Origin of the sequence: Streptomyces sp. NPDC058470 (assembly GCF_042721055.1) — a bacterium.
Taxonomy (GTDB): domain Bacteria; phylum Actinomycetota; class Actinomycetes; order Streptomycetales; family Streptomycetaceae; genus Streptomyces.
The window spans coordinates 81,179-104,295 of sequence record NZ_JBHXMF010000035.1; the positions used below are offsets into that span (position 1 = coordinate 81,179).

Genomic DNA, 23,117 nt, shown 5'->3' on the forward strand with positions numbered 1-23,117 from the left:
ACACGGCCGACGTCGTACGGCTGGTGGGGCGTTCCTACACGTCGTAGTACAGCTCGAACTCGTGCGGGTGCGGGCGCAGCTGGAGCGGGGCGATCTCGTTGGTGCGCTTGTAGTCGATCCACGTCTCGATCAGGTCGGGCGTGAAGACGTTGCCCGCGAGCAGGAACTCGTGGTCGGCCTCAAGGCGGTCGAGGACGGCCGGGAGAGAGGTCGGGACCTGGGCGACGCCCGCGTGCTCCTCGGGAGCCAGCTCGTAGAGGTCCTTGTCGATCGGCTCGGCCGGCTCGATCTTGTTCTTGATGCCGTCGAGGCCTGCGAGCAGCAGCGCCGAGAAGGCGAGGTAGGGGTTGCCGGAGGAGTCGGGCGCGCGGAACTCGACGCGCTTGGCCTTCGGGTTCGAGCCGGTGATCGGGATACGCATCGCGGCGGAGCGGTTGCGCTGCGAGTACACCAGGTTGACCGGGGCCTCGAAGCCGGGGACCAGGCGGTGGTAGGAGTTCACCGTCGGGTTCGTGAAGGCGAGCAGCGACGGGGCGTGCTTGAGGATGCCGCCGATGTAGAAGCGGGCGGTGTCCGACAGGCCCGCGTAACCGGCCTCGTCGTAGAACAGCGGGTCGCCGTTCGCCCACAGCGACGAGTGGATGTGCATGCCCGAGCCGTTGTCACCGAAGATCGGCTTCGGCATGAAGGTCGCGGTCTTGCCGTTGCGCCAGGCGACGTTCTTCACGATGTACTTGAAGAGCTGGAGGTCGTCGGCCGCGGCGAGCAGCGTGTTGAACTTGTAGTTGATCTCGGCCTGGCCGGCGGTGCCCACCTCGTGGTGCTGACGCTCGACCTGGAGGCCGGACGCGGCCAGCTCCAGGGAGATCTCGGCACGCAGGTCGGCGAAGTGGTCGACCGGCGGGGTCGGGAAGTAACCGCCCTTGTAGCGGACCTTGTAACCGCGGTTGTCCTCGAGGGCGCCGGTGTTCCAGGCACCCGCCTCGGAGTCGATGTGGTAGAAGGCCTCGTTCGACTTGGTGTCGAAGCGCACGCTGTCGAAGACGTAGAACTCGGCCTCGGGGCCGAAGTACGCGGTGTCGGCGACACCGGTCGACGCGAGGTACGCCTCGGCCTTCTTCGCCACGTTGCGCGGGTCACGGGAGTACTGCTCGCCCGTGATCGGGTCGTGGATGAAGAAGTTGATGTTGACCGTCTTGTCGCGGCGGAAGGGGTCGACGCGCGCGGTGGACAGGTCGGCGCGGAGCGCCATGTCGGACTCGTGGATGGCCTGGAAGCCGCGGATGGAGGAGCCGTCGAAGGCCAGTTCCTCCGTCGGGTCGAAGGCCTCTGCCGGAATGGTGAAGTGCTGCATCACACCCGGCAGGTCGCAGAAGCGGACGTCGACGAACTTGACGTCTTCGTCCTTGATGAACTTCTTGGCCTCGTCGGCGTTCTGGAACATCCAGCTCCTCCTACTCCCGGCCCACTCTGGATCGGGGTGGTAGTTCGTTCGTGCGGCCAGTGCGGTGGCCCACGCTGGACCCGACCATAGGGACGGGGGATTTCTCAAGCGTGACCCATTTGTTTCGCCCAAGTTAACCGGACCAGGCCCGTCATACCCCACCTGTCCACATGCCAAAACGGGCACAGTACCGTGGACGCGTGGACAAGAGGCAAGCAATCGGATCATGGCTCTCCGGACCGCGCGAGGCCCTGGGGGAAGCCGGTGTCGACCTCGGCTACCCCGGTGAGCAGCTCGGACTGCCGCAGAGGGGGCCCGGCTCGATCGCCCGCCCCGGCCGCCGCCTCGGCGCCCTGGCCGTGGACTGGGCCCTGTGCCTCTTGATCGCATACGGCCTGCTCACTGACGGCTACAACCAGACGACCGGCAACTGGACCCTGCTCATCTTCTTCGCCCTCGGCGTCCTCACCGTCGGTACGGTCGGCTGCACCCCCGGTAAGCGCCTGTTCGGCCTGCGCATCGTCCCCCAGGACGGCGGTCGCCTCAAACCACTCCGCGCCCTCCTGCGCACCGTGCTCCTGTGCCTCGCCCTCCCCGCCCTGATCTGGGACCGCGACGGCCGGGGCCTGCACGACCGACTGGCCCGCACGATCGAGGTCCGCGGCTAGGGGGTGTCGTGTGGATCACCTCGGGTCCGCGACGCCTGGCACGGCACCTCGCCGCGTTGTCGCATCACCCGAGTACGCCCAGTACGCGGGTCATGCTCCGCCTTGCGATGCACCGCACCATGCGTCGCGGCCTGATCCGAGGTGATCCAGACGACACCCCCTGGGACCTGTCCGGCCCGACAGGTCCTGGCGATCGCCCGCGCGCGGCAGTCGGCTTACTGCGACCCGAAGCTCGCGGTCGGCCTACTGCGACCCGAAGCTCGACTTCTGACGCCGGTCGGGTGACGGATCGCCCGGCCCGGCTCGGGGTCCGGTCGCTGGTGAGCCACGGCGGAGACACTGCGTCCACTCCCGGTGAAGGTGGTGGACAGCATGTCGTACGACAGCAGCTCGACGCTCGACAGCAGCTCGACGATCGTGGCCCGAGCGCCGCAGGTCGCCGAAATCGCGGCCCGGTACAGCGACGAGGCGGAAACCGCCCGTCAGCTCTCACCGCAGGTGGTCCGCGCGGTGCTGGACGCCGGCTTCGCGCGCCACTTCGTACCGGCGGCCCACGGCGGCGAGACCGGTGGTTTCAGCGAGCTGACCTCGGCGGTGGCACTGGTCGGCGAAGGGTGCACGTCAGCGGCCTGGGCGGCCTCACTGGCCGCCTACGCCGGGCGGTACGCGGCGTTCCTGCCCGAGGCGGGGCAGGCGGAGATCTGGGCGCAGGGGCCGGACGTCGTCCTTGCCGGTGCGCTCATGCCCTCCGGCAAGGCGGAGCCCGTCGCCGGCGGCTGGCGGCTGAGCGGCGAGTGGAAGTACATCAGCGGGGTCCACTTCGCCGACTGGGCACTCGCCTGCGCGGCGGTACCGGCCAAGGACGCCGGGACTGCGGGGACCGCCAAGCACGCCGAGATTGCGGGGACCGCCAAGCACGCCGACACCACCAAGCACTCCGGCACCGCCATGGACTCCGCGAACGCCAAGGACGCCGAGACCGCCAAGAACCTCGCCGACCGCCCCGAAGTGCGGTTCTTCGCGGTGCCGCGGGCCGACTTCTCCATCGAGGACAGCTGGTTCACCGTGGGGATGCGCGGCACGGGCAGTCATACGCTGCTCCTCTCCGACGTCTTCGTCCCCGAGCACCTGACGCTGCCGCGGTCGGCCGTCCACGCCGGCCGCGCGACCGCGTCGGAGGCCCGCTGCCACATCGTCCCCATGTACGCCGTGAACAGCCTGCCGTTCGCCGCTCCGCTGATCGGAGCCGCCCGGGGCGCGCTCCGCGCCTGGATCGCGCGGACCGGGCAGCGCGTCGACCGGCGGGGACGGGCCGTCAGCGAGATGCCGTCGGTGCAGGTCTCCCTGGCCCGCTCGGCCGCAGAGGTGGACGCCGCCGAACTCCTCATCCTGCGGACGGCTGCGGTGGCCGACGGCACGGAGTGTCCGCCGGAGGGCGAGGCCGCGGTCCGGGGCGCCAGGGACCTCGCGCTGGCCGTGGAACTGCTCGTCTCGGCCGTCGACCGGGTCTTCCGCGCGAGCGGGACCTCGGGACAGTCCTCGTCCGACCCGGTGCAACGCTTCTGGAGGGACGTGAACAGCGCTGCCTCCCACGTGGCGCTGTCCTTCGAGACCACCGGTGCGGCCTACGGAGCCTGGGCGCTGTCCGGCCACGAGCGGACGGAACCGGTGCGCTGACCACGGTCCCCGCAGGACCCGTTCGGCACCCGTTCGGCGGTACCTCTCGAGCGCCTCGCGCCCCGGGCGCGGGGGCGGGGGCGGGCGGAGCCGCGTCGCGTCGCCGCAGGTGGCGGGTGCCGCGAAGGGCCGCTCGTCCGGTTGCTGGTCCGGGACGGCGACGGCATAGTCGTCCTGGATGCGCGTGAGATCCCGAACACGGTCGGTGGCCACCGCATTGCCGCAGCCGACATCCACGATCGCCATGTATCACGATCGCCCTGAATGCGGCCAAGGCAGATCGCTCACCTGTCAGTCCTCCGGGAGTTGACGATGGTTCAGCAGATCAATGGCGGCGCGGCCGCGATGACGGATCGCCAGAACGTGGTGGACGCCGAGGTGGCCCCCGAGCAGTTCCGCGCCGCGATGGCGCGCTTCCCCTCGGGAGTGGTCGTGGTGACCACCCGGTGCGCGGACGGCACCCCCCGGGGATTCACGGCCAGTTCCTTCTGCTCGGTGTCGCTGGAGCCGCCGATGATCCTGGTCTGTCTGGCGAACTCGGCGGACTCGGCGGCGTCGTTCGAGTGCTGCGACCGTTTCGCGGTGAGCGTGCTGGCCCCGGTCCACCGCCCGCTCGCCATGCGCTTCGCCACCAAGGGCACCGACAAGTTCGCGTCGGGCGGCCTGTGCCTCAGCCCCGACGGGCTGCCGACGGTCGATCAGGCGCTGTCCGAACTGGACTGCGCGGCGCACGCCCGTCACCCCGCCGGGGACCACACGGTCCTGATAGGCCTGGTGAGAGGCGTCCGCCTGGGCGAGGGATCCCCGATGGTGTACTACGACCGGGCGTTCAGGACCTTGGCCTGAAACAGAGATGCTCCCCGCGACAGAGATGCTCCCCGCGCAACAGAGATGCTCCCCGCCACGAAAGTGACGGGGAGCATCGCAACAAGTAGGAGGGGTTCAGCGCATCTTGCCTCGCGGCATCCGCATCCCCTTCGGCATCGGACCCTTCGGCAGCGGAAGGTTCGACATGATGTCGCCCATCGCACGCAGCCGGTCGTTGGTCGCGGTGACCTGCGGGCCCGCCAGCACTCGCGGCAGCTTCAGCATCGTCGTACGGAGCTTCTTGAGCTCCACCTGACCCTCGCCGGTGCCCACGAGAATGTCGTGCACCGGGACGTCCGAGACGATCCGCGCCATCTTCTTCTTCTCGGCGGCCAGCAGGCTCTTCACCCGGTTCGGGTTGCCCTCGGCGACCAGCACGATGCCGGCCTTGCCGACCGCGCGGTGCACCACGTCCTGGCTGCGGTTCATCGCCACCGCCGGAGTCGTGGTCCAGCCTCGGCCGATGTTGTCCAGCACGGCCGCGGCTGCGCCCGGCTGACCCTCCATCTGCCCGAAGGCGGCCCGCTCGGCCCTGCGTCCGAAGACGATCGCCGACGCGAGGAAGGCGAGCAGGAGGCCGAAGATGCCGAGATAGATCGGGTGGCCGATCAAGAAGCCGATCGCGAGGAAGACACCGAGGGTGACGATTCCGACAGCCGCGAGTACAAGACCGATCTTGGAGTCGGCCTTGCGGGTCATCTTGTAAGTCAGAGCGATCTGCTTGAGTCGCCCGGGTTCGGCAGCGGTGTCCGCTGCGGTTTCCTTCCTCGCCATGCCCGGAAGTCTACGTGGCCCGGGAAGCGCCGACGACGGCAGTACCGGGGGACGGTCGGCGAGGTGCCGGGGGAGCGTGGCGCGGAGGCTACGAACGCGTCGCGACGGCTTCCAGGACGCGCTGTGCCTCGACCCTGTCCTTGGCGCGGCGGCGGTCCTCCAGGACGGAGGTCCAGGCATTGCGGCGGGCGGTGCGCTGGCCGCCGCTCATGAGGATCGACTCGACGGCACGGAGTGCATCGGTGAACGACGGAATGGCGGTGGCGCGAACGGGCGCGGCCTGCATGATGGAGTTCCCCCTCGGGATGGCGGCTCTGGCGGGTGCGGTACGGGGTCTGCAACCAGGGTCACTGATTGGTGTTACCAGGGCGTGACCGAGCGGTCAAACACCAATGAAACCTTGATGCACCGGCCACGATCGCTGACGCGTCCCTGACAGCGTCCCCATCTGCGGGGAAGGCCTCGACCGCAGCGAACGCGCCATTGCGGAGCGGGAGTTGCTTGTGTGCCGATTCACATGAGAGCGGTGGCACTCAGTGCCACCACTCTCGTCGGATCGTCATCTACGACGTGTCCGGCCGCCTAGGCCGTACGGGGGCCCGAGGCCGCACGAGGGTCCGGAGGCCGCCGTCGTCTTTCCTCGTACGTCGGGTACGTCGGGTACGTCGCTACGTCGGCTCAGACCGCCTGCGAGGCGACGTACGCCCCTCGCTTCTCGACGGCCATCTGGTACAGCCGGCCGGCCCGGTAGGAGGAGCGGACCAGCGGACCCGACATGACACCGGAGAAGCCGATCTGCTCGGCCTCCTCCTTCAGCTCCACGAACTCGTGCGGCTTGACCCAGCGCTCGACGGGGTGGTGGCGCACGGAGGGACGCAGATACTGCGTGATCGTGACCAGCTCGCAGCCCGCCTCGTGCAGCTGCCGAAGCGCCTCGCTGACCTCTTCGCGGGTCTCGCCCATCCCGAGGATCAGGTTCGACTTGGTGACCAGACCGTAGTCGCGGGCCTCGCTGATGACCTTCAGCGAGCGCTCGTAGCGGAAGCCGGGGCGGATGCGCTTGAAGATCCGCGGGACGGTCTCGACGTTGTGCGCGAAGACCTCGGGGCGCGAGGAGAAGACCTCGGCGAGCTGGGCGGGCTCGGCGTTGAAGTCGGGGGCGAGCAGTTCGACCTTGGTACGGCCGGTCTCGCGGCCCGACGTCTGGGCGTGGATCTGGCGGACCGTCTCGGCGTACAGCCAGGCCCCGCCGTCCTCCAGGTCGTCGCGGGCGACGCCGGTGATCGTGGCGTAGTTCAGGTCCATCGTGACGACCGACTCGCCCACGCGGCGGGGCTCGTCGCGGTCCAGCGCCTCGGGCTTGCCGGTGTCGATCTGGCAGAAGTCGCAGCGGCGGGTGCACTGGTCCCCGCCGATGAGGAAGGTGGCCTCGCGGTCTTCCCAGCACTCGTAGATGTTGGGGCAGCCCGCCTCCTGGCAGACCGTGTGCAGACCCTCGCTCTTCACCAGGGCCTGCATCTTCGTGTACTCGGGACCCATTTTCGCCCGGGTCTTGATCCACTCGGGCTTGCGCTCGATGGGGGTCTGGGCGTTCCGGACCTCCAGGCGCAGCATCTTGCGTCCGTCGGGTGCGACTGCGGACACATCGGCTCCCTGTAGCTTCGATTCTTCGGCGTCCACCAGGGTACGCCCGTTCGTTTTCGCTCTACGAGACGGGCAACCCTGCGGAACAGGGACCCATTCCCGCCGGTCTATGCCGACGCCCGCTCGATCTCCCGGGGCAGCAGCTCAGCGTTCTCCAGTACGTCCTTCAGATGCCGCTCGGCCACCGGGAGAACCTCGCCGATGGTGACGTCGCGGCCCAGCTCGGCCGCGAGCGAGGCCACACCCGCGTCGCGGATCCCGCACGGGATGATCCGGTCGAACCAGACGTTGTCCGGGTTCACGTTCAAGGCGAAGCCGTGCATCGTGACGCCCTTGGCGACGCGGATGCCGATCGCCGCGATCTTGCGGTCCTCGCGGCGCTGGCCGGCGTTGGAGGGGGCGTACTCCGGACCGTCGAGCCGGGGGTCGAACTCCTCGTCCGTCAGCCGCGGGTCGAAGTCGAGGGAGAGCCCGCCGAGCGCCGGGCGTTGTTCGGCAAGGTCCTTGGCGTCGCCGAGCACCCAGACGCCACTGCGGCCCTCGATGCGGCTGGTCTCCAGGCCGAATTCCGCACACGTACGGATAAGAGCCTCTTCCAGACGTCGTACATGTGCTACGACGTCCACCGGGCGGGGGAGTTTCTGGATGGGGTAGCCCACCAGCTGGCCAGGACCGTGCCAGGTGATCTTGCCGCCGCGGTCCACGTCGATGACCGGGGTGCCGTCGAGCGGCCGCTCGTTGTCCGCCGTGCGCCGGCCGGCCGTGTAGACGGGCGGGTGCTCCAGGAGCAGGCAGGTGTCGGGGACCTCGTCCAGGAAACGGGCGGCATGCACGCGGCGCTGCTCGTCCCAGGCCTCCTGGTACTCGACCGCCTCCGCACCGAATCCCATACGGACGAACCGCAACTCACTCACGGCAAGCGCCTCCCTCAAGGCTTCGTCAGGCACACGAAGTACGCGAGGTACGCACGCGGAGCACGCGAGGTACCTGTGTCAGGCACGTAACGCGCCCACGCCACTGTACGTCCGGCCGATGCCCGTCAGCCCAGCGGTCAATCCTCACACGATCGGATGAATGCAGGTCGAATTGTGCGACGAGGTGCTTACGCTCCGCTACATTCGCGCCGTTCAAGAGGCCAAAAGGGCTGCTCACAGGCAATCCGGGCCACCCCGGCGACCTCAAGGCCGCTCAGGGGCCCGAAAGGCAGGAGACCGCACCGCAGATGACGGAACGACCCGCGCAGCGCACCCCCAACCGACAGCTCGCCGCGCTCATCGCAGAAGCGGGGTTCTCCAACGCCGGTCTCGCCCGTCGCGTGGACCAGCTCGGCCTGGAACACGGCCTGGACCTGAGATACGACAAGACATCGGTCACCCGATGGCTGCGCGGACAGCAGCCGAGAGGGACCACGCCCGCGCTCATCGCCGAGGTGTTCACCCGCCGCCTCGGCCGCCGGCTCGGCGCACCGGATCTGGGGCTCGACGCCTGCGCCCCCGTCTACGCGGGGCTGGAGTTCGCCGGGTCCCCCGAAGAGGCCGTCGACATCGTCAGCGGCCTGTGGCGCAAGGACTCCGGCAGCCACGCGGAGCTGCGCAAGATCGCCTTCACCCCGGCGGGACTCGTCGTCCCCAGCCGGGACTGGCTCATCGGGAAGGCCGACGACCGGGTGAGCCGCGGCGATCCCGGCCCCGGCCTCGGCCCCGGACGCGTGCCCGCGCAGGGCCGCCCGGCCGTGCCCCGGCAGCGTGGCCAGACCGAGCGCGGCCCGGGCCAGAAGGTCACCGGCGGCGACATCGCCGCACTGCGCTCCGTGGGCGAACTCTTCCGCACCCTCGACCACGCCTACGGCGGCGGCCACGCACGCCAGGCCCTGGTCCGCTACCTGGAACACGAGGCCGAGCCGATGCTGCGCGGCACCTACGGCGAGCAGACCGGGCGCCGCCTGTTCGCCGCCACCGCCGACCTCACCCGGCTCGCCGGCTGGACCTCGTACGACATCGCCGCGCACGGACTCGCCCAGCGCTACTTCGTCCAGGCGCTGCGCCTCTCGCAGGCGGCCGGTGACCGGGCGTACGGCTCGTACGTGCTGGTGACCATGAGCAGGCAGGCGGTCTATCTGGGGCACGGACGGGAGGCCGTACAGCTGGCGCGGGTGGCCCAGCAGGGCGTCGGGTCGGCGGCGCCGCCCGTGGTGCAGGCGATGCTGCACTCCGTCGAGGCGCGCGGGCACGGCGTGCTGGGGGAGGTGCGGCCCTGCACGGCAGCCCTGGTACGCGCCGAGCGGGCCCTTGAGACGGCTCGCGCCGGCGATGAAGTCCCCTACTGGGCACGGTTCTTCGACGAGTCCCAGCTCGCCGACGAGTTCGGGCACTGCCACCGGGATCTGCAGCAGTACCGGGCGGCCGCGCAGCACGCCGAGCGTTCGCTCCAGTTGCGGGCGCCCGGCTTCGCGCGCAGCAGGCTGTTCTGCCGGGTGGTGCTCGCCTCGGCACGGCTCGGGCTCGGAGAGCTCGACCAGGCCTGCCAGTTGGGGGCCGAGGCCGCCGGGCAGGCACTGGAGATGCGGTCGGTCCGGGCCATCGAGTACGTACGGGACTTCGAGCGGCGGCTCGAACCGTACCGGGACGCGGCTCCCGTACGCGGGTACCGGGACCGGGTGGCGGCGCTGGGCTGAGGCTCAGGCCGCCTCCGCCTCCACGGGCTCCTCCTGTAAGGCCGGCCGGGCGCCCAGGTCCATGAGCACGGCGTGGGCCGCCCGACGGGCCGAGTGGAGGGCGCCCTGCACCGTGCTGGTGTCGCGGTGGTCCCCGCAGACGTACAGCCCCGCGAGGAGCCGTACCGGGCGGTGCAGGTCGTGCGGCGGGGGCATCGCGGGGACCGCCTCGGGGTCGTGGTGGACCGCGAGGAGCTCCCAGCGCGCGGTCGATGTCCCGTAGAGGCGGGCCAGTTGGGCGCGGACCGCCGCGTCCAGGTGGGCGGCGGCCGGTGGGGTGCCGAGGACGGTCGAGGAGATGAGGGCCCGTCCGGCCGGGGCGCGGGTCGCGTCCACCTCGCTGATGACCGCCGTGTGCGCCACCGGGCCGCTCCGGTCCGCGTCCAGCAGCAGGGCCGGGTCCGTGAGCGGGGGCTCGTCCGTGGTGTGGTGCACCACCGTCACCGGGTGGAAGTCAGGCACGTGCAGCCCGGGCAGCAGCTCGGCGGCGGCGCGCGCTCCGGTCGCCAACAGGACGGCCCGGCAGGTGAGTTCACCGTGGTCCCGGGTCGTCACGCTGGTGGTGGAGACCGTGCCCACCTGAACCCCCGTGTGGACCGTGTCCGGCGGGAGGGAGGCCGCGAGGAGTTCCGGGAGCGTGTCCGCGCCGCCCTCCGGCAGACACAGGCGGCCGGTCGCGAAGGAGTGCAGCGCCAGGTCGGCGCAGCGGCTGGAGGCCCGCAGGTCCGGGTCGCAGAGCAGCGCGGCGAGCAGCGGACGCAGGAAGCCGTCGACCGTGCGGGACGGGAGGCCCCGGGCGGCCAGCGCCTGTAGGGCGGGGAGATCGGGGCGGCCGAGGAGGCGGGCCGGCGGGGTGGCGGCGAGGCGGGTGAGCGCGGTGGCGAGGCGGGTCTGGTCGAGGGGGCCGCCGAGTGGCCCGGGCCGGTGGGCGCAGCCCTGGGGGCGCGGTCGGGGGAGGCGGGGGGCGCTCGCGAGGGCGCGTGCGGCGGTGAGTGCGCCCCTCGCGCTCCGAGGCGTGACGGGAGGGCTCGCGCGATGGTGGCGGCCGTCGCTGTGGAGCAGGACGCCCGGGGAGAACGGGCGCAGGGTCAGGGTGTTCAGGCCCGGGGTGCGGTGTAGTTCCGGGTACGCCGTGGAGAGGAGCCGGCCCGCACGGTCGAGCCGGAAGCCGTCGACTTTCTCCGTGGACATGCGGCCCCCCACGTTCTGGGCGGCCTCCAGGACGATGGCCCTCAGGCCTGCCCTGGTCAGATGCTGGGCGGCTGCGAGGCCGGCGACCCCGGCCCCCACGATGACGACGTCCACGTCTTGCGCCGGGCGAGCGGGCTCTGGCACGTGCTCCTCCTCGAGGTTGCGCGGCGGCCTTGCCGGGTGAGGACGTCATGCCCCCAACGGGCTTATGGAATACCCGAGTTCGGATCGAGGCTAGGGCCGCGACCGACGAAGGGAAGTCGTACGGGGGCCGTGCACGGTGGCAAGGGGGTGGCATCCTCAGCCCGTCCGGCGTTTGTGGACGAGCGCTTTCAGCGCGATACGGGGGTCTGGGGGCGGAGCCCCGGGAACAGAGGACGGGCCGGGGCGGAGGGGGCGAAAAACCGCCCCACAGCCCCCGGGTCACCGCCCCTGAAGGCGAGCCGCCCGCTCCCGTATCCCCGGAAGCCGGGCAGTCAGCGCGGCCCCCGGGCAACTGGTCATGAAACCGTCGTTGTGCCCGGCAAGCGTGGGCAGCACGGCCGAAGTCCCGGCCGCGTACCGCGCGAGGTCATTGCTGGACACGAGCCGCACCGTGGCCCGCGGATCGACATCGGACAGCCCCAGCTTCCACGCGGCAAGTGCGGCGATCGCATCCGTCATCGCCCGCGGCACCGGCGTCCCCGCCGTGAACGTACCGATGGCCGCGACCCCGGTGGTGCGATGGTTGAAGCCCTGCGCATGCGCCCCGGTGACAGGCCGGTCGACACCCCCCGCACGGCCCTCGTAGATCGTCCCGCAGCGATCGACGAGGAAGTTGTAGCCGATGTCGTCCCACTGCCGGGCGCCGGTCTGGCCGGCGTACAGATAGCGGATGATGCGGGGCGCGTCCGCGCAGGCGTACCCGTTCGGCGAGTCGGTGTGGTGGACGAAGACGGCGACGACCCGGTCGTCATAGCGGGCCGGCGGCTGCTCGTGCGTGCTCTCGGCGTCCAGCCACCGTGACCGCGGCACGATGGGCGGCCTGGCCGCGGGATGAGACACGGCGGGCCGGGCGGCCACCGGCGACCGCGCGGCACGGTCTCCCGTACGGCTCACCCAGACGGCGCACATCACCAGCAACAGGACGGCGATCAGCCCGGGCACGCAGACGAGCAGGACAACAGTCGTCCGCGGCAGCCGTACCCCCCGTGCGGGAAGCAGGCGGCGCACCGCACGCCACGCCCGCCCCCCGCCCCGTATTCGTGCCCCCCGCGTCTTCCGGAAGACACGCATGCACTCACCCTGACCCGGATCCACGCACCCCGCGATGTGTGTTGTGCCACCCGATGGATCCCAAGTGGAACCATTGGCCCGGGCCGGGACGTTTTTAGGGGTCCAGGCACGCGCGCGTGCTTGATCACTGGGCCCGCGTCCCGCGTATGAGGGGGCCCGAGAGAAAGGCGGCGCCGTGGACGTGCTCGACCTCCTGCTGTTGCTGGTGATCCTGGCCTACGCGGCGTCCGGCTACCGTCGTGGCCTGCTCGCCGGCTGTGTCTCGCTGGCCGGTTTCGTGGGCGGCGCCGTCATCGGCGTATGGGTGCTGCCCTGGATGATGGACCTGGTGACACCGGGGACTCCCGGTGCGACGGTGACGGCCGTACTGACGGTCCTCGTACCCGCCGTGGTGGGCCACGAGCTGATGGGGCGGCTGGCGCTGAAGCTGCGCCGCGAACTGGACAGCGGGCCGCTGCGGGTGGCCGACGGAATCGGCGGGGCCGCGGCGAACACGGTGGCCGTGCTGCTGGTGGCGTGGGTGGCGGCAAGCGTCCTGGGCGCCTCCTCGTCCGCCGTCGTCACGCAGTCGATCCGCAACTCCGCGCTGCTGGGCGCCGTACAGAACGCGATGCCGGAGACCACCCCGACCTGGTTCTCGCGCGCGACCTCGGCGCTCACCGAGGCGGGCTTCCCGCAGGTCTTCAACCCCTTCGAGAACGAGCCGGCGGCGGGCGTCGCGAAGCCCTCCGGGGACAGCGTCACGGCGACCGCGACGAACGCAGCCAAGCGGAGCACGGTGAAGATCGAGGGCGTCTCCGGCAACCAGGGCCGTGAGGGCAGCGGCTTCGTATACACGTCCGAGCACGTGATGACCAACGCCCATGTGGTGGCGGGCATCGACGAGCCGACCGTACGGGTGGGCGGTGTGAGCCGCGTCTACGAGGCGACGGTGGTGCTCTTCGACCCGCAGAAGGACGTCGCGGTCCTGTACGTCCCGGGCCTCAAGGCGCCCGTACTGCCCTTCGACGACACCGCCGAGCGCGGCGACTCGGCGGTCGTGGCCGGCTACCCGCAGGACGGCGGCCTCGACCTCCAGGCGGCCACGGTCGCGAGCCGGATCGACGCGACCGGCCAGAACATCTACAACACGGACACCGTCACCCGCGAGATCTACTCGATCCGTTCCACCGTCCGCCCCGGCAACTCAGGCGGCCCCCTCCTCACCACCGACGGCAAGGTGTACGGCGTCGTCTTCGCCCGCTCCACGTCCGACGCGGAGACGGGTTACGTCCTGACGGCGGACGAGGTCGCCACCGACGCTCGACAGGCGGCGAACGCCACGGCGCCGGTGGACACGGGAGACCTGATCTCCTCCTGACGCCCCCTGAGGGCATCCGAGGCCACTGCGCCCGCCCGGCCGTGGGTCAGAGAGAGCGACCCATGAGTACGTCGTCGACGTACCCTCCGTCCAGCAGGAACTCCTCCGGAAGGATCCCCTCCACCACGAACCCCTCGGACTCGTAGAGCTTCCGCGCCGGCGCGTTGTGCCCGAGGACGCGCAGTGTGAGGCGACGGGCCCCCTGCCGCCGGGCCTCCTCCCGCACCGCGGCAAGCAGCGCCCGCCCGACCCCGGTACCGCGCGCCTCGTCCGCGACCACGAGTCCCTGGATCTGGCGGACATGGGAGTTGCACGGGAGGGGAGTGGGGAACCCCAGCTTGATGTAGCCGACGACGGCGCCGTCGAGCTCGGCGACGAGATGATCCCGCGGGCCGAACCGCTCGCTGTAGAAGGGTTCGTACGGCGGACGCGGGCGCGGCGTCACGGCGTGCAGCACGGACCAGGCGGCGCGGTCGAGTCGGCCGAGCGTGTCCTCGTCGTCGTATCTGGCGAAACGTATGTGCGGAACCGGCATGAGGATCACTGTACGGCGGCCGTACGGGCCCCTTACGGTGATTTTCCGGCCGGCGAGGCAGGATGGCTGCATGAGCGAATCGCCCGTTGCCCCTGGTTCCCGTGTCGCGATCGCCGGTGCGTCCGGTCTGATCGGTTCGGCGCTGACCCGCTCCCTCACCTCGGACGGACACCAGGTGATCCGCCTTGTCCGCCGCCCGCCCGGCGGGAAGGACGAGGTCCAGTGGGATCCCGAGAACCACCGGATCGACACCGCGCGGCTGGAAGGGTGCGCGGCGGTGGTCAATCTGGCGGGGGCCGGGGTCGCTTCGCGGTACTGGACGGCGGCGTACAAGGAGAAGATCCGGCGCAGCCGGGTGCTCGGCACGACGACGCTGGCCGACGCCGTCGCCTCGCTCGACTCGCCGCCGCGGGTCTTCGTCAACGGCAGTGCGATCGGGTTCTACGGGGACACCGGTGATCGGGCGGTGGACGAGTCGGCGCCGTCCGGGGACGGGTTCCTCTCCTCCGTCTGCGTGGAGTGGGAGGGGGCGGCGGCTGCCGCGCAGGATGCGGGCGTTCGTACGGTCTTCGCCCGTACGGGGCTGGTGGTGGCCAGTAAGGGCGGCGCCTGGGGGAAGCTTCTGCCGCTCTTCAAGGCGGGGCTCGGTGGGCGGTTGGGGGCCGGTGGGCAGTACTGGAGCTTTGTCTCGCTGCACGACGAGGTGGCCGCGATCCGGCACCTGATCGACACCGAGTCGCTGTCGGGTCCGTTCAACCTGACGGCGCCGGAACCTCTCACCAACCGTCAGATCACCGAGGCGATGGGGCGCGTGCTGCACCGGCCCACCTTTTTCGCGGTCCCGGGGCCTGTCCTCCGCCTCGCCCTGGGCGAGATGTCCAACGAGATCCTCGGGAGCCAGCGCGTGCTCCCCACCCGCCTGCTCGAATCGGGCTTCAGCTTCGCGTTTCCGACGATCGACGGGGCGCTGGGGGAGGCGCTGCGCTGAGGAGTTTGTTCGCCCCCTCCGCCCCTGCCCGTCCCTTGTTTCTGGGGGCTGCCGCCCCCAGGCCCCCGCTGTCGCCTGAACGGCCTCGTCCTCAGGCGCCGGACGGGCTGAAAGCGTGGCCTCCGTGGGTGGGGGATGGGGATGGCAGCGCCCCGTCCTCACACGCCGGACGGGCTGACAGCGAACAGCCGCGGTCGGAGGCGGAGTTCAGAGCCACAGTCGTAACGCAGGTGGTTCACAGACTTCCCAGAGCCGGTCCTCCTACCGTTGCCGTAGGCACTGACTGGAGGTGGGGATCATGAGCAGTGGCAGTCGTAGGGAACGGGAGACGCCGGGGAAGGGGGTCGACTGGGCCCGCGCCGTGCGCGGCCCGTGGACGGTGCTCTGCGCGGTGGTGACGGTTGTTCTGGGGCCGGCCGCGATCACGGCGTCCGCTCTCGACCAGGCCAACGCTGCACCGATGTACCACGCGGTGAAGGTCGAGCAGACGCAGGCGTACATCCCGTCCGACCCGGGCCGCCGAAAGACTCTGGCGACCTGAGGCTCAGCCCTTGAACCGCTCCCACAGCTTGGGATAGCGCTCCGAGAGGGCCGACTCGTTCTCGAAGTCGACCGGTGTGCCCTCCGGCTCGGGCGGCGCGGGCGGAATACCGAGGTCCGGCGCGACGACGCCGGTGAGCTGTTCGTATGCCTCGTCCGCCGCGTAGCCCAGTTCCTCGCCGTCGCCGTCGATCTCGTCGTCGAAGTCGTCCACGAGGTCGGCGAGGGAGTCCGGGTCGTGCACCGCGCCCTCGAAGACGTCCCGGCCCTGGCCGATCAGCCAGCACCGGAAGAAGTCGAAGGCGTCGTCGCTGGCGCCGTCGAGCAGCACCCAGGCGGCGCCCCACAGTTCCCAGCGGTAGGCGCGGTTGTAGCGGTACTCGAAGTGTCGGGCGAAGTCGAGGACCGAGTCCGGGTCCAACTGGATGAGCCGTTCGACGAGCAGGTCGGCCTGCTCGTCGGGGTCGCCCTCGGCGCCCGCACGGGTCGCGTCCACCAGCTCCCAGAACTCCGTCTCGTCCATCACGGGTCAAGCATCGGCCCTGGAAGGAAGGGACGCACGCGGAGTGCCGCAGATTGTTATGCGTGCACATGCCGAAGGTAAAACCACCGGGTTCGTACGGATTCCGGGGCACGCTCGATTTTCGAGGGCACGACCGATGTCCATTCGGGGCACGACCGATATTCAGGGGTGTGGCCGGTCGTACAGCGCCGCAAGCCGGGCGGTGTCCCCCGCGAAGCGGGCACGCAGGGGAGCCGGGGAGAGTATCTCCACCTCCGGCCCGAGCCCCAGGAACTGGGTGTGGGCGACCTCCTCGGACTCGACGGCGAGAGTGAGAGTCACCCAGCCGGTGTCATCGGGCGTGCTGCCGACGGACAGTGCCTCCCGCACGGACGCGGGATCGACGACGTACGGAAGTCTCCGCACACCCGTCGGCGACACCCGTACGACCACCTCCGCCCGCAGGATGGACCGGGCGAACTCCTCGGCCCGCCCCTCCCAGAATCCCGGCAGGTCGAACTCCTCGTCCCGGCCGAAGCGGTCCCCGCAGCCGTCCACCGCCATGAACCGGTCGATCCGGTACACCCGGAAGGTCCCCGCCTCCGGCACCCGCGCACACAGATACCAGACGCCCGCCTTCAACACGAGCCCGTACGGCTCAAGCGCCCGCTCCACCTCTGCCGCCCCGCGCCGGTAGCGCGCGGTGATCCGCCGGTCGTCCCACACCGCTTCCGCGACCGCGGGCAGCAGCTCGGGCGCCCTGGGCTCGCTGAACCAGGCGGGCGCGTCCAGATGGAACCGCTGCGCGGCCGTCCGTGAGGCATCCCGCAGCGAGGGAAGCAGCGCCGCGGACACCTTCAGCCGGGCCGCCGAGGCCGCGTCCTCCAGGCCCATCTCGCGCAGCGCCCCCGGCACCCCGCTCAGGAACAGCGCCTCCGCCTCGCCGCGCGCCAGCCCCGTCAGCCGGGTCCGGTAGCCCCCGACCAGCCGGTATCCGCCGGTCCTGCCCCGGTCCGCGTACACCGGGACCCCCGCCTCGATCAGCGCCTGCGCGTCCCGCGTGACCGTCCGCTCGGACACCTCCAGCTCCCGCGCCAGCTCGGCGCCGGTCATCGACGGCCGCGACTGGAGCAGCAGCACCATCTTGATCAGGCGGGCAGCGCGCATACGTCCATGATGCCGGGCCGCACTGACAGCGAAGGGGCACGGCAGTCGCCGTACCCCTTCGCTTCAGAACGCCGGAACCTACAGTCCGTACCGCTCCCGCGCTTCCTTCACCGCGGTCGCCTTGACCTCGCCGCGCCGCGCGAGCTGCGCCAGCGCCGCGACGACGATCGACTCCGCGTCGACGCCGAAGTGGCGGCGGGCGGCGTCACGAGTGTCGGACAGACCGAAGCCGTCGGCACCGAGCGAGGAGTAGTCCTGCTCGACCCACTGCGCGATCTGGTCCGGGACCTGGCGCATGTAGTCGGAGACCGCGAGGACCGGGCCCTCGGCGCCGTTCAGCGCCTGGCGGACGAACGGCACCCGCTCCTCGCCGCGCAGCAGCGCCGCGTCGGCGTCCAGGGCGTCACGCCGCAGCTCGGTCCAGGAGGTCGCGGACCACACCTCGGCGGCCACGCCCCACTCCTCGGCGAGCAGCTTCTGCGCCGCGAGGGTCCAGTGGATCGCCGTACCGGAGCCGATGAGCTGGATACGCACAGCGTTGGCGGCGGCGACGTCGAGCCCCGCCGACTCGGCCGTGTTGAAGCGGTACAGGCCCTTGACGATGCCCTCGTCGATACCGAGTCCGGCCGGTTTGGCGGGCTGCGGGATCGGCTCGTTGTAGACCGTCAGGTAGTAGAAGACGTTCGGGTCCTCGCCGGGCGCCGCCTCGCCGTACATCCGGCGCAGACCGTCCTTGACGATCGCCGCGACCTCGTACGCGAACGCCGGGTCGTACGACATCGCCGCCGGGTTGGTCGCCGCGATGACGGGGGAGTGGCCGTCGGCGTGCTGCAGGCCCTCGCCCGTCAGCGTCGTACGGCCGGCCGTCGCGCCGACCAGGAAGCCGCGGCCGAGCTGGTCGCCGAGCTGCCACATCTGGTCGGCCGTGCGCTGCCAGCCGAACATCGAGTAGAAGATGTAGAAGGGGATCATCGCTTCGCCGTGCGTCGAGTACGACGTCGACGCGGCGATGAAGTCCGCCATGGAACCGGCCTCGGTGATCCCCTCGTTGAGGATCTGGCCGTCCTTGGCCTCCTTGTAGTACATCAGCTGGTCGCGGTCGACCGGCTCGTACGTCTGGCCCTTGGGCGAGTAGATCCCGAGGGACGGGAAGAGCGACTCCATGCCGAAGGTGCGGGCCTCGTCGGGGACGATCGGCACCCAGCGCTTGCCCGTCTCCTTGTCGCGGACCAGGTCCTTGACCAGCCGGACGAACGCCATCGTCGTGGCCACGTTCTGCGAGCCGGAGCCCTTGTCGAAGGACGTGAACGTCTTGTCCGCGGGGGCGGGCAGCGGTGCGAGCGCGAGCGTACGGCGGGTCGGGGCGGGGCCGCCGAGGGCCGCGCGGCGCTCCTGGAGGTAACGGACCTCGGGGGAGTCGGCGCCCGGGTGGCCGTAAGGAACGACCCCGTCGATGAAGTCACTGTCCTTGATGGGAAGTTCGAGCAGGTCACGCATCTGCTTGAACTCGTCCGTCGTCAGCTTCTTCATCTGGTGGTTGGCGTTCTTGGACGCGAAGCCCTCGCCGAGCGTGTGGCCCTTGACCGTCTGGGCGAGAATCACGGTCGGCGCGCCCTTGTGCTCGACGGCCGCCTTGTAGGCCGCGTACACCTTGCGGGCCTCGTGACCACCGCGCGAGAGGTGGAAACACTCCAGGATCTTGTCGTCGGACAGCAGCTTCGCCATCTCGACGAGCGCCGGGTCCTTGCCGAAGAAGTCCTGGCGGATGTAGGCGGCGTCGCGGGTCTGGTACGTCTGCACCTGGGCGTCCGGTACCTCGCGCAGCCGGCGTACGAGCGCGCCGGTGGTGTCGAGCTGGATCAGCTCGTCCCAGGCGGTGCCCCACAGCGTCTTGATGACGTTCCAGCCGGCACCGCGGAACTGGGCCTCCAGCTCCTGCACGATCTTGAAGTTGGCGCGCACCGGGCCGTCGAGGCGCTGCAGGTTGCAGTTGATGACGAAGGTCAGGTTGTCCAGACCCTCGCGCGAGGCCAGTGCGAGTGCGGCCGTCGACTCGGGCTCGTCCATCTCGCCGTCACCGAGGAACGCCCACACGTGGGACGCGGACACGTCCTTGATGTTGCGGTTGGTGAGGTAGCGGTTGAAGCGCGCCTGGTAGATCGCGGAGAGCGGACCGAGGCCCATCGACACCGTCGGGAACTCCCACAGCCACGGAAGGCGGCGCGGGTGCGGGTACGAGGGCAGGCCCTCACCACCGGACTCCCGGCGGAAGTGGTCGAGATGGTGCTCGGTCAGCCGGCCGTCGAGGAAGGCGCGGGCGTAGATGCCGGGGGAGGCGTGGCCCTGGATGTAGAGCTGGTCGCCGGAACCGGGAGACTCCTGGGATTCCTTGCCCTTGAAGAAGTGGTTGAAGCCCGTCTCGTAGAGCCAGGCCGCGGAGGCGAAGGTGGCGATGTGGCCACCTACGCCGTATTTGCTGCCTCGTGTCACCATCGCGGCCGCGTTCCAGCGGTTCCACGCGGTGATCCGGTCCTCCATCGCCTCGTCGCCGTCCACGACGGGCTCGACGGCGGTGGGGATGGTGTTGACGTAGTCGGTCTCAAGCAGCTTGGGCAGCGCGAGACCGTTGCCCTCGGCGCGCTCCAGTGTGCGGCGCATCAGATACGCGGCACGGTGCGGCCCGGCCGCCTTGGTGACGGCGTCCAGGGAGGCCTGCCATTCGGCGGTCTCCTCGGGGTCGCGGTCCGGGAGCTGGTCGAGCTCGCTCGGCTGGATTGCGGTGGGGTCGGTCATTGCGCCGCCTTCCGGATGCGGAGGGGGGTTCCCTCGTCGGTAAGGGGTTTCGGATGCCCTTGATGTCTTTGGCAGGACAGGGCGGCGGGCTCTGGTGGGAGCCCGGGGTGACTGTAACTCCCTGATCGATGATCGATCAAAGGGTTCCAGGCAAAACCTCTCTCCAGCGAGAAAAGTCGGCACGGGGTGCCTTTGAGGCAGGCACGGGGTGCCTTGGATGTGCAGGGTTTTCCCAGGTGAGCGCGGGTGCGCTCCGCTGTGAGCACCTGCTTCAGGTGCGCAGGTGCGCAGGTGCGCAGGTGCGCAGGTGCTTCAGGCGCGCGGCGCGCAGCCCAGCACATGCGCCTTCACGAGGTCGGCGATCAGCGGGTCCCGGCGGCGGAAGGCGTCCACGAGGGCCTCGTGCTCCTCCGCGTACGACTGCTGTACGGTCCCCAGCCAGCGGATGGACAGGGCCGTGAACACCTCGATGCCCAGGCCCTCCCAGGTGTGCAGGAGGACCGAGTTCCCGGCGGCCCGGACCAGCTCCCGGTGGAAGGCGACGGTGTGCCGGACCTGGCCGGTGCCGTCGGCCAGCCGGTCGGCCTCGTAGAGCGCGGTGACGTGCGGTTCCAGGGCCGAGCAGTCCTGGGCGAGCCGCTCGGCCGCCAGCTCCGCCGCGATGGCCTCAAGACCGGCCCGTACCGGATAGCTCTCCTCCAGGTCGGCGGCGGTCAGATTCCTCACTCGTACGCCCTTGTTGGGCGCCGACTCGATCAGCCGCAGCGACTCCAGCTCGCGCAGTGCCTCCCGGACCGGCGTCTGGCTGACCTCCAGCTCGGTCGCGATCCGCCGCTCCACGATCCGCTCGCCCGGCTTCCAGCGCCCGCTGACGATCCCCTCCACGATGTGCTCGCGGATCTGTTCGCGCAGCGAGTGGATGACGGGCGCGGTCATGAGGGCTCCTTTGCAGGGGGCGTGCCGGCCCCTGTGGGCGTTTGACGTTTAGACAATAAGGCCGCGCCGCTGCCGAGGAGAGGCGCACGGGGGCGCTTTCACGCAGGTGAGACGAGACTTACACGCTCGCAGAGCGGGCGCCTTTGTAAAGACCCGTACCGGGTGGGGTGCGGAGGCGTCACGTCCTTGTCACCCCGTGAACCCGCGGGGCCCGCACGGCGTGGGGGTCGGCACGGGGGTCGCTGCCAAGGGCACCCCTGGGCACGGCAGGGGGATGACGATGAACGAGCGCGGGCTTCGCTGGGCGATGACGGCAGTGGCGGCAGGGCTGGTGGTGAGCATGTCGGGATGCGGGCGGACGGCCACGGGGGCCGTGGCGGAGCCGAGCGGCGGTACGGGGTCCGTCGTCGCGATGGCGGGGCAGCAGCAGCGCACGAGTTCCGGCGGCGCGTGCGTCTTCGTCAAGCCCGACGGCGCGCAGAAGCTCGGGCACGTCGGCTGGGGCTTCCGGATCACCGGCACGAACCGCTGGGTCTACGGCGCGGTGGAGAACCCGTCCGGCAAGCTCTACACGCCGCCCGGCGGCGACATCGGCGCCTGGCACGCGGAGGGCACGTACGCCCGCATGCTCAGCGACATGTCCCGGGACGCGTACTACCCCGGCAGGTCGGAGCACCCGTACAGCCGCTACCGCTGCACCGGTTCCGGGAGCAGCGATGTGCCGGCCGCCCGGGCAATGATCCGCAAGGTGGAGGAGCGCGGCTTCCTCGTCGGCCAGGACCCCAGGACCGGCAAGCTCAGCTCGTGGGACTGCCTCGATGCCACCTACGACGTCCTCCACGCGTACCGGACGCAGCGGCTGACGCGGGCGGCGAAGCTGTCCATCCCGAATGTGTGGGTGGAGACGCTGTGGGGCTGGTCGGACAAGACACTCAAGCCGCGCTAGGGATTGCCGGACAGGCCCTGGCGACGCGATGCCCCCGCCCGGAGTTCCGGACGGGGGCATCGCACCAGCGGTGGGGTTACAGGCCGAGCTCGACCTCGAACTCGCCCGCTTCCAGGATCGCCTTGACCGCGGTCAGGTAACGGGCCGCGTCGGCGCCGTCCACCAGACGGTGGTCGTAGGAGAGCGTCAGGTACGTCATGTCGCGGACGCCGATGACGGTGCCCTCTTCCGTCTCGATGACGGCCGGACGCTTGACCGTGGCACCGATGCCCAGGATCGCGACCTGGTTCGGCGGCACGATGATCGTGTCGAAGAGCGCGCCGCGCGAGCCGGTGTTGGAGACGGTGAAGGTCGCGCCGGACAGCTCGTCCGGGGTGATCTTGTTCGCCCGGACCTTGCCCGCGAGCTCGGCGGTGGCCTTGGCGATACCGGCGATGTTCAGGTCGCCCGCGTGCTTGATGACCGGGGTCATCAGGCCCTTCTCGGAGTCCACCGCGATACCGACGTTCTCGGTGTCGAAGTAGGTGATCGTGCCCTCTTCGACGTTGATCCGGGCGTTGACGGCCGGGTGGGCCTTCAGTGCCTGGGCCGCCGCCTTGACGTAGAACGGCATCGGGGAGAGCTTGACGCCCTCGCGGGCCGCGAAGGAGTCCTTCGCCTTCCCGCGGAGCCTCATCAGGCGGGTGACGTCGACCTCGACGACCGAGGACAGCTGGGCCTGCTCGTGCAGGGCCTTCACCATGTTGTCGCCGATGACCTTGCGGATGCGGGGCATCTTGACGGTCTGCCCGCGGAGGGGGGAGACCTCCAGGGTCGGCGTCTTCTTGGCGGAAGCGGTGGCAGCAGCCGGGGCGGCAGCAGCCGGAGCCGGAGCGGCGGCGGCCTTCTTCGCGGCCTCGGCGGCGGCGATGACGTCCTGCTTGCGGATACGGCCGCCGACGCCGGTGCCCTTGACGGTGGCCAGGTCGACGCCGTTCTCGGCGGCGAGCTTGCGCACCAGCGGGGTCACGTACGCGCCGTCGTCACCGGAGGTCGCGGCGGGTGCCGGGGCCGGGGTGACAGGGGCGGGCGCGGGCGTGGCCTTCGCGGGAGCCGGT

Annotated in this window: 21 protein-coding genes; 8 read left to right on the top strand and 13 right to left on the bottom strand. The window is 70.5% G+C overall.

Going from position 1 to position 23,117, the window contains the following annotated elements; genetic code table 11:
• Positions 1-34: 34 nt before the first annotated feature.
• Entirely contained in the window at positions 35-1,444 is a 1,410-nt protein-coding gene (glnA, locus tag ACFWP7_RS25100) for a type I glutamate--ammonia ligase (RefSeq protein WP_384384960.1), read from the bottom strand.
• Positions 1,445-1,644: 200 nt separating this feature from the next.
• Between glnA and ACFWP7_RS25105 the strand changes: the two genes are divergently transcribed.
• The 3 genes from ACFWP7_RS25105 to ACFWP7_RS25115 all read left to right on the top strand — a co-directional run bounded on the left by ACFWP7_RS25105 (position 1,645) and on the right by ACFWP7_RS25115 (position 4,635).
• Positions 1,645-2,112, top strand: coding sequence for an RDD family protein (locus ACFWP7_RS25105; protein ID WP_384384963.1), 468 nt, complete (start codon positions 1,645-1,647; stop codon positions 2,110-2,112).
• Positions 2,113-2,484: 372 nt separating this feature from the next.
• Positions 2,485-3,789 carry an acyl-CoA dehydrogenase family protein gene (locus ACFWP7_RS25110; protein WP_384384966.1) on the top strand — a complete coding sequence of 435 codons (1,305 nt, stop codon included), beginning with the start codon at positions 2,485-2,487 and terminating at the stop codon, positions 3,787-3,789.
• A gap of 345 nt (positions 3,790-4,134) precedes the next feature.
• A complete protein-coding gene (locus tag ACFWP7_RS25115; protein ID WP_384385019.1) occupies positions 4,135-4,635 on the top strand; it encodes a flavin reductase family protein in 501 nt (166 codons plus the stop codon).
• Positions 4,636-4,731: 96 nt separating this feature from the next.
• Here ACFWP7_RS25115 and ACFWP7_RS25120 read toward each other — a convergent pair whose 3' ends face one another.
• The 4 genes from ACFWP7_RS25120 to lipB form a co-directional block, all read right to left on the bottom strand.
• Entirely contained in the window at positions 4,732-5,430 is a 699-nt protein-coding gene (locus ACFWP7_RS25120) for a DUF4191 domain-containing protein (protein ID WP_384384968.1), read from the bottom strand.
• Positions 5,431-5,518: 88 nt separating this feature from the next.
• Positions 5,519-5,716 carry a hypothetical protein gene (locus tag ACFWP7_RS25125; RefSeq protein WP_384384971.1) on the bottom strand — a complete coding sequence of 66 codons (198 nt, stop codon included), beginning with the start codon at positions 5,714-5,716 and terminating at the stop codon, positions 5,519-5,521.
• A 392-nt stretch (positions 5,717-6,108) separates the two neighbouring features.
• Entirely contained in the window at positions 6,109-7,074 is a 966-nt protein-coding gene (gene lipA, locus ACFWP7_RS25130; RefSeq protein ID WP_384384973.1) for a lipoyl synthase, read from the bottom strand.
• A gap of 107 nt (positions 7,075-7,181) precedes the next feature.
• Positions 7,182-7,988, bottom strand: a complete 807-nt coding sequence (gene lipB / locus ACFWP7_RS25135) for a lipoyl(octanoyl) transferase LipB (protein WP_384384976.1) — start codon at positions 7,986-7,988, stop codon at positions 7,182-7,184.
• A 308-nt stretch (positions 7,989-8,296) separates the two neighbouring features.
• Here lipB and ACFWP7_RS25140 point away from each other — a divergent pair, with 308 nt between their 5' ends.
• The gene (locus ACFWP7_RS25140; protein WP_384384978.1) at positions 8,297-9,748 is read left to right on the top strand and encodes a regulator; all 1,452 of its coding nucleotides are present in this window, start codon (positions 8,297-8,299) and stop codon (positions 9,746-9,748) included.
• Positions 9,749-9,751: 3 nt separating this feature from the next.
• Here the strand turns inward: ACFWP7_RS25140 and ACFWP7_RS25145 are convergent, their stop codons facing one another.
• Positions 9,752-11,122, bottom strand: a complete 1,371-nt coding sequence (locus ACFWP7_RS25145; RefSeq protein WP_384384980.1) for an NAD(P)/FAD-dependent oxidoreductase — start codon at positions 11,120-11,122, stop codon at positions 9,752-9,754.
• 279 nt (positions 11,123-11,401) lie between these two features.
• Entirely contained in the window at positions 11,402-12,091 is a 690-nt protein-coding gene (locus ACFWP7_RS25150) for a peptidoglycan recognition protein (RefSeq protein ID WP_384385022.1), read from the bottom strand.
• A gap of 337 nt (positions 12,092-12,428) precedes the next feature.
• Here ACFWP7_RS25150 and ACFWP7_RS25155 point away from each other — a divergent pair, with 337 nt between their 5' ends.
• Positions 12,429-13,613 (top strand): MarP family serine protease, encoded by a 1,185-nt coding sequence (locus ACFWP7_RS25155; protein ID WP_384384983.1) that lies wholly within the window; start codon positions 12,429-12,431, stop codon positions 13,611-13,613.
• Positions 13,614-13,659: 46 nt separating this feature from the next.
• Here ACFWP7_RS25155 and ACFWP7_RS25160 read toward each other — a convergent pair whose 3' ends face one another.
• The gene (locus ACFWP7_RS25160) at positions 13,660-14,148 is read right to left on the bottom strand and encodes a GNAT family N-acetyltransferase (protein ID WP_384384986.1); all 489 of its coding nucleotides are present in this window, start codon (positions 14,146-14,148) and stop codon (positions 13,660-13,662) included.
• Positions 14,149-14,218: 70 nt separating this feature from the next.
• On the opposite strand from ACFWP7_RS25160, the gene ACFWP7_RS25165 reads away from it, so the two are divergent.
• Together ACFWP7_RS25165 and ACFWP7_RS25170 are read left to right on the top strand one after the other, a co-directional pair.
• Complete coding sequence (locus ACFWP7_RS25165; RefSeq protein ID WP_384384989.1) at positions 14,219-15,136, top strand: TIGR01777 family oxidoreductase; 918 nt, start codon at positions 14,219-14,221, stop codon at positions 15,134-15,136.
• Positions 15,137-15,434: 298 nt separating this feature from the next.
• Positions 15,435-15,677: a hypothetical protein gene (locus tag ACFWP7_RS25170; protein ID WP_384384991.1), complete on the top strand. Its 243-nt coding sequence runs from the start codon at positions 15,435-15,437 to the stop codon at positions 15,675-15,677.
• 3 nt (positions 15,678-15,680) lie between these two features.
• Here the strand turns inward: ACFWP7_RS25170 and ACFWP7_RS25175 are convergent, their stop codons facing one another.
• The 4 genes from ACFWP7_RS25175 to ACFWP7_RS25190 form a co-directional block, all read right to left on the bottom strand.
• Positions 15,681-16,199: a DUF4240 domain-containing protein gene (locus tag ACFWP7_RS25175; RefSeq protein ID WP_384385024.1), complete on the bottom strand. Its 519-nt coding sequence runs from the start codon at positions 16,197-16,199 to the stop codon at positions 15,681-15,683.
• A 162-nt stretch (positions 16,200-16,361) separates the two neighbouring features.
• On the bottom strand, positions 16,362-17,345 hold the full coding sequence (locus tag ACFWP7_RS25180) for a helix-turn-helix transcriptional regulator (RefSeq protein WP_384384994.1): 984 nt from the start codon (positions 17,343-17,345) through the stop codon (positions 16,362-16,364).
• Between the two features lie 78 nt (positions 17,346-17,423).
• Positions 17,424-20,138, bottom strand: a complete 2,715-nt coding sequence (gene aceE, locus ACFWP7_RS25185) for a pyruvate dehydrogenase (acetyl-transferring), homodimeric type (protein ID WP_384384997.1) — start codon at positions 20,136-20,138, stop codon at positions 17,424-17,426.
• A 312-nt stretch (positions 20,139-20,450) separates the two neighbouring features.
• Positions 20,451-21,074 carry a GntR family transcriptional regulator gene (locus tag ACFWP7_RS25190; RefSeq protein ID WP_384385000.1) on the bottom strand — a complete coding sequence of 208 codons (624 nt, stop codon included), beginning with the start codon at positions 21,072-21,074 and terminating at the stop codon, positions 20,451-20,453.
• Positions 21,075-21,354: 280 nt separating this feature from the next.
• Between ACFWP7_RS25190 and ACFWP7_RS25195 the strand changes: the two genes are divergently transcribed.
• On the top strand, positions 21,355-22,020 hold the full coding sequence (locus tag ACFWP7_RS25195) for a hypothetical protein (RefSeq protein ID WP_384385003.1): 666 nt from the start codon (positions 21,355-21,357) through the stop codon (positions 22,018-22,020).
• Between the two features lie 76 nt (positions 22,021-22,096).
• Here the strand turns inward: ACFWP7_RS25195 and sucB are convergent.
• The coding region (sucB, locus tag ACFWP7_RS25200; RefSeq protein ID WP_384385006.1) for a 2-oxoglutarate dehydrogenase, E2 component, dihydrolipoamide succinyltransferase at positions 22,097-23,117 on the bottom strand (1,021 nt) is incomplete at its 5' end.

Bases quoted from the DNA above. Each gene is read 5' to 3' on its own strand.
- glnA (WP_384384960.1), bottom strand. From the start codon at position 1,444: ATGTTCCAGAACGCCGACGAGGCCAAGAAGTTCATCAAGGACGAAGAC.
- ACFWP7_RS25110 (WP_384384966.1), top strand. From the start codon at position 2,485: ATGTCGTACGACAGCAGCTCGACGCTCGACAGCAGCTCGACGATCGTG.
- ACFWP7_RS25115 (WP_384385019.1), top strand. From the start codon at position 4,135: ATGACGGATCGCCAGAACGTGGTGGACGCCGAGGTGGCCCCCGAGCAG.
- ACFWP7_RS25120 (WP_384384968.1), bottom strand. From the start codon at position 5,430: ATGGCGAGGAAGGAAACCGCAGCGGACACCGCTGCCGAACCCGGGCGA.
- ACFWP7_RS25125 (WP_384384971.1), bottom strand. From the start codon at position 5,716: ATGCAGGCCGCGCCCGTTCGCGCCACCGCCATTCCGTCGTTCACCGAT.
- ACFWP7_RS25140 (WP_384384978.1), top strand. From the start codon at position 8,297: ATGACGGAACGACCCGCGCAGCGCACCCCCAACCGACAGCTCGCCGCG.
- ACFWP7_RS25150 (WP_384385022.1), bottom strand. From the start codon at position 12,091: ATGTGCGCCGTCTGGGTGAGCCGTACGGGAGACCGTGCCGCGCGGTCG.
- ACFWP7_RS25160 (WP_384384986.1), bottom strand. From the start codon at position 14,148: ATGCCGGTTCCGCACATACGTTTCGCCAGATACGACGACGAGGACACG.
- ACFWP7_RS25165 (WP_384384989.1), top strand. From the start codon at position 14,219: ATGAGCGAATCGCCCGTTGCCCCTGGTTCCCGTGTCGCGATCGCCGGT.
- ACFWP7_RS25170 (WP_384384991.1), top strand. From the start codon at position 15,435: ATGAGCAGTGGCAGTCGTAGGGAACGGGAGACGCCGGGGAAGGGGGTC.
- ACFWP7_RS25175 (WP_384385024.1), bottom strand. From the start codon at position 16,199: ATGGACGAGACGGAGTTCTGGGAGCTGGTGGACGCGACCCGTGCGGGC.
- ACFWP7_RS25180 (WP_384384994.1), bottom strand. From the start codon at position 17,345: ATGCGCGCTGCCCGCCTGATCAAGATGGTGCTGCTGCTCCAGTCGCGG.
- aceE (WP_384384997.1), bottom strand. From the start codon at position 20,138: ATGACCGACCCCACCGCAATCCAGCCGAGCGAGCTCGACCAGCTCCCG.
- ACFWP7_RS25190 (WP_384385000.1), bottom strand. From the start codon at position 21,074: ATGACCGCGCCCGTCATCCACTCGCTGCGCGAACAGATCCGCGAGCAC.
- ACFWP7_RS25195 (WP_384385003.1), top strand. From the start codon at position 21,355: ATGAACGAGCGCGGGCTTCGCTGGGCGATGACGGCAGTGGCGGCAGGG.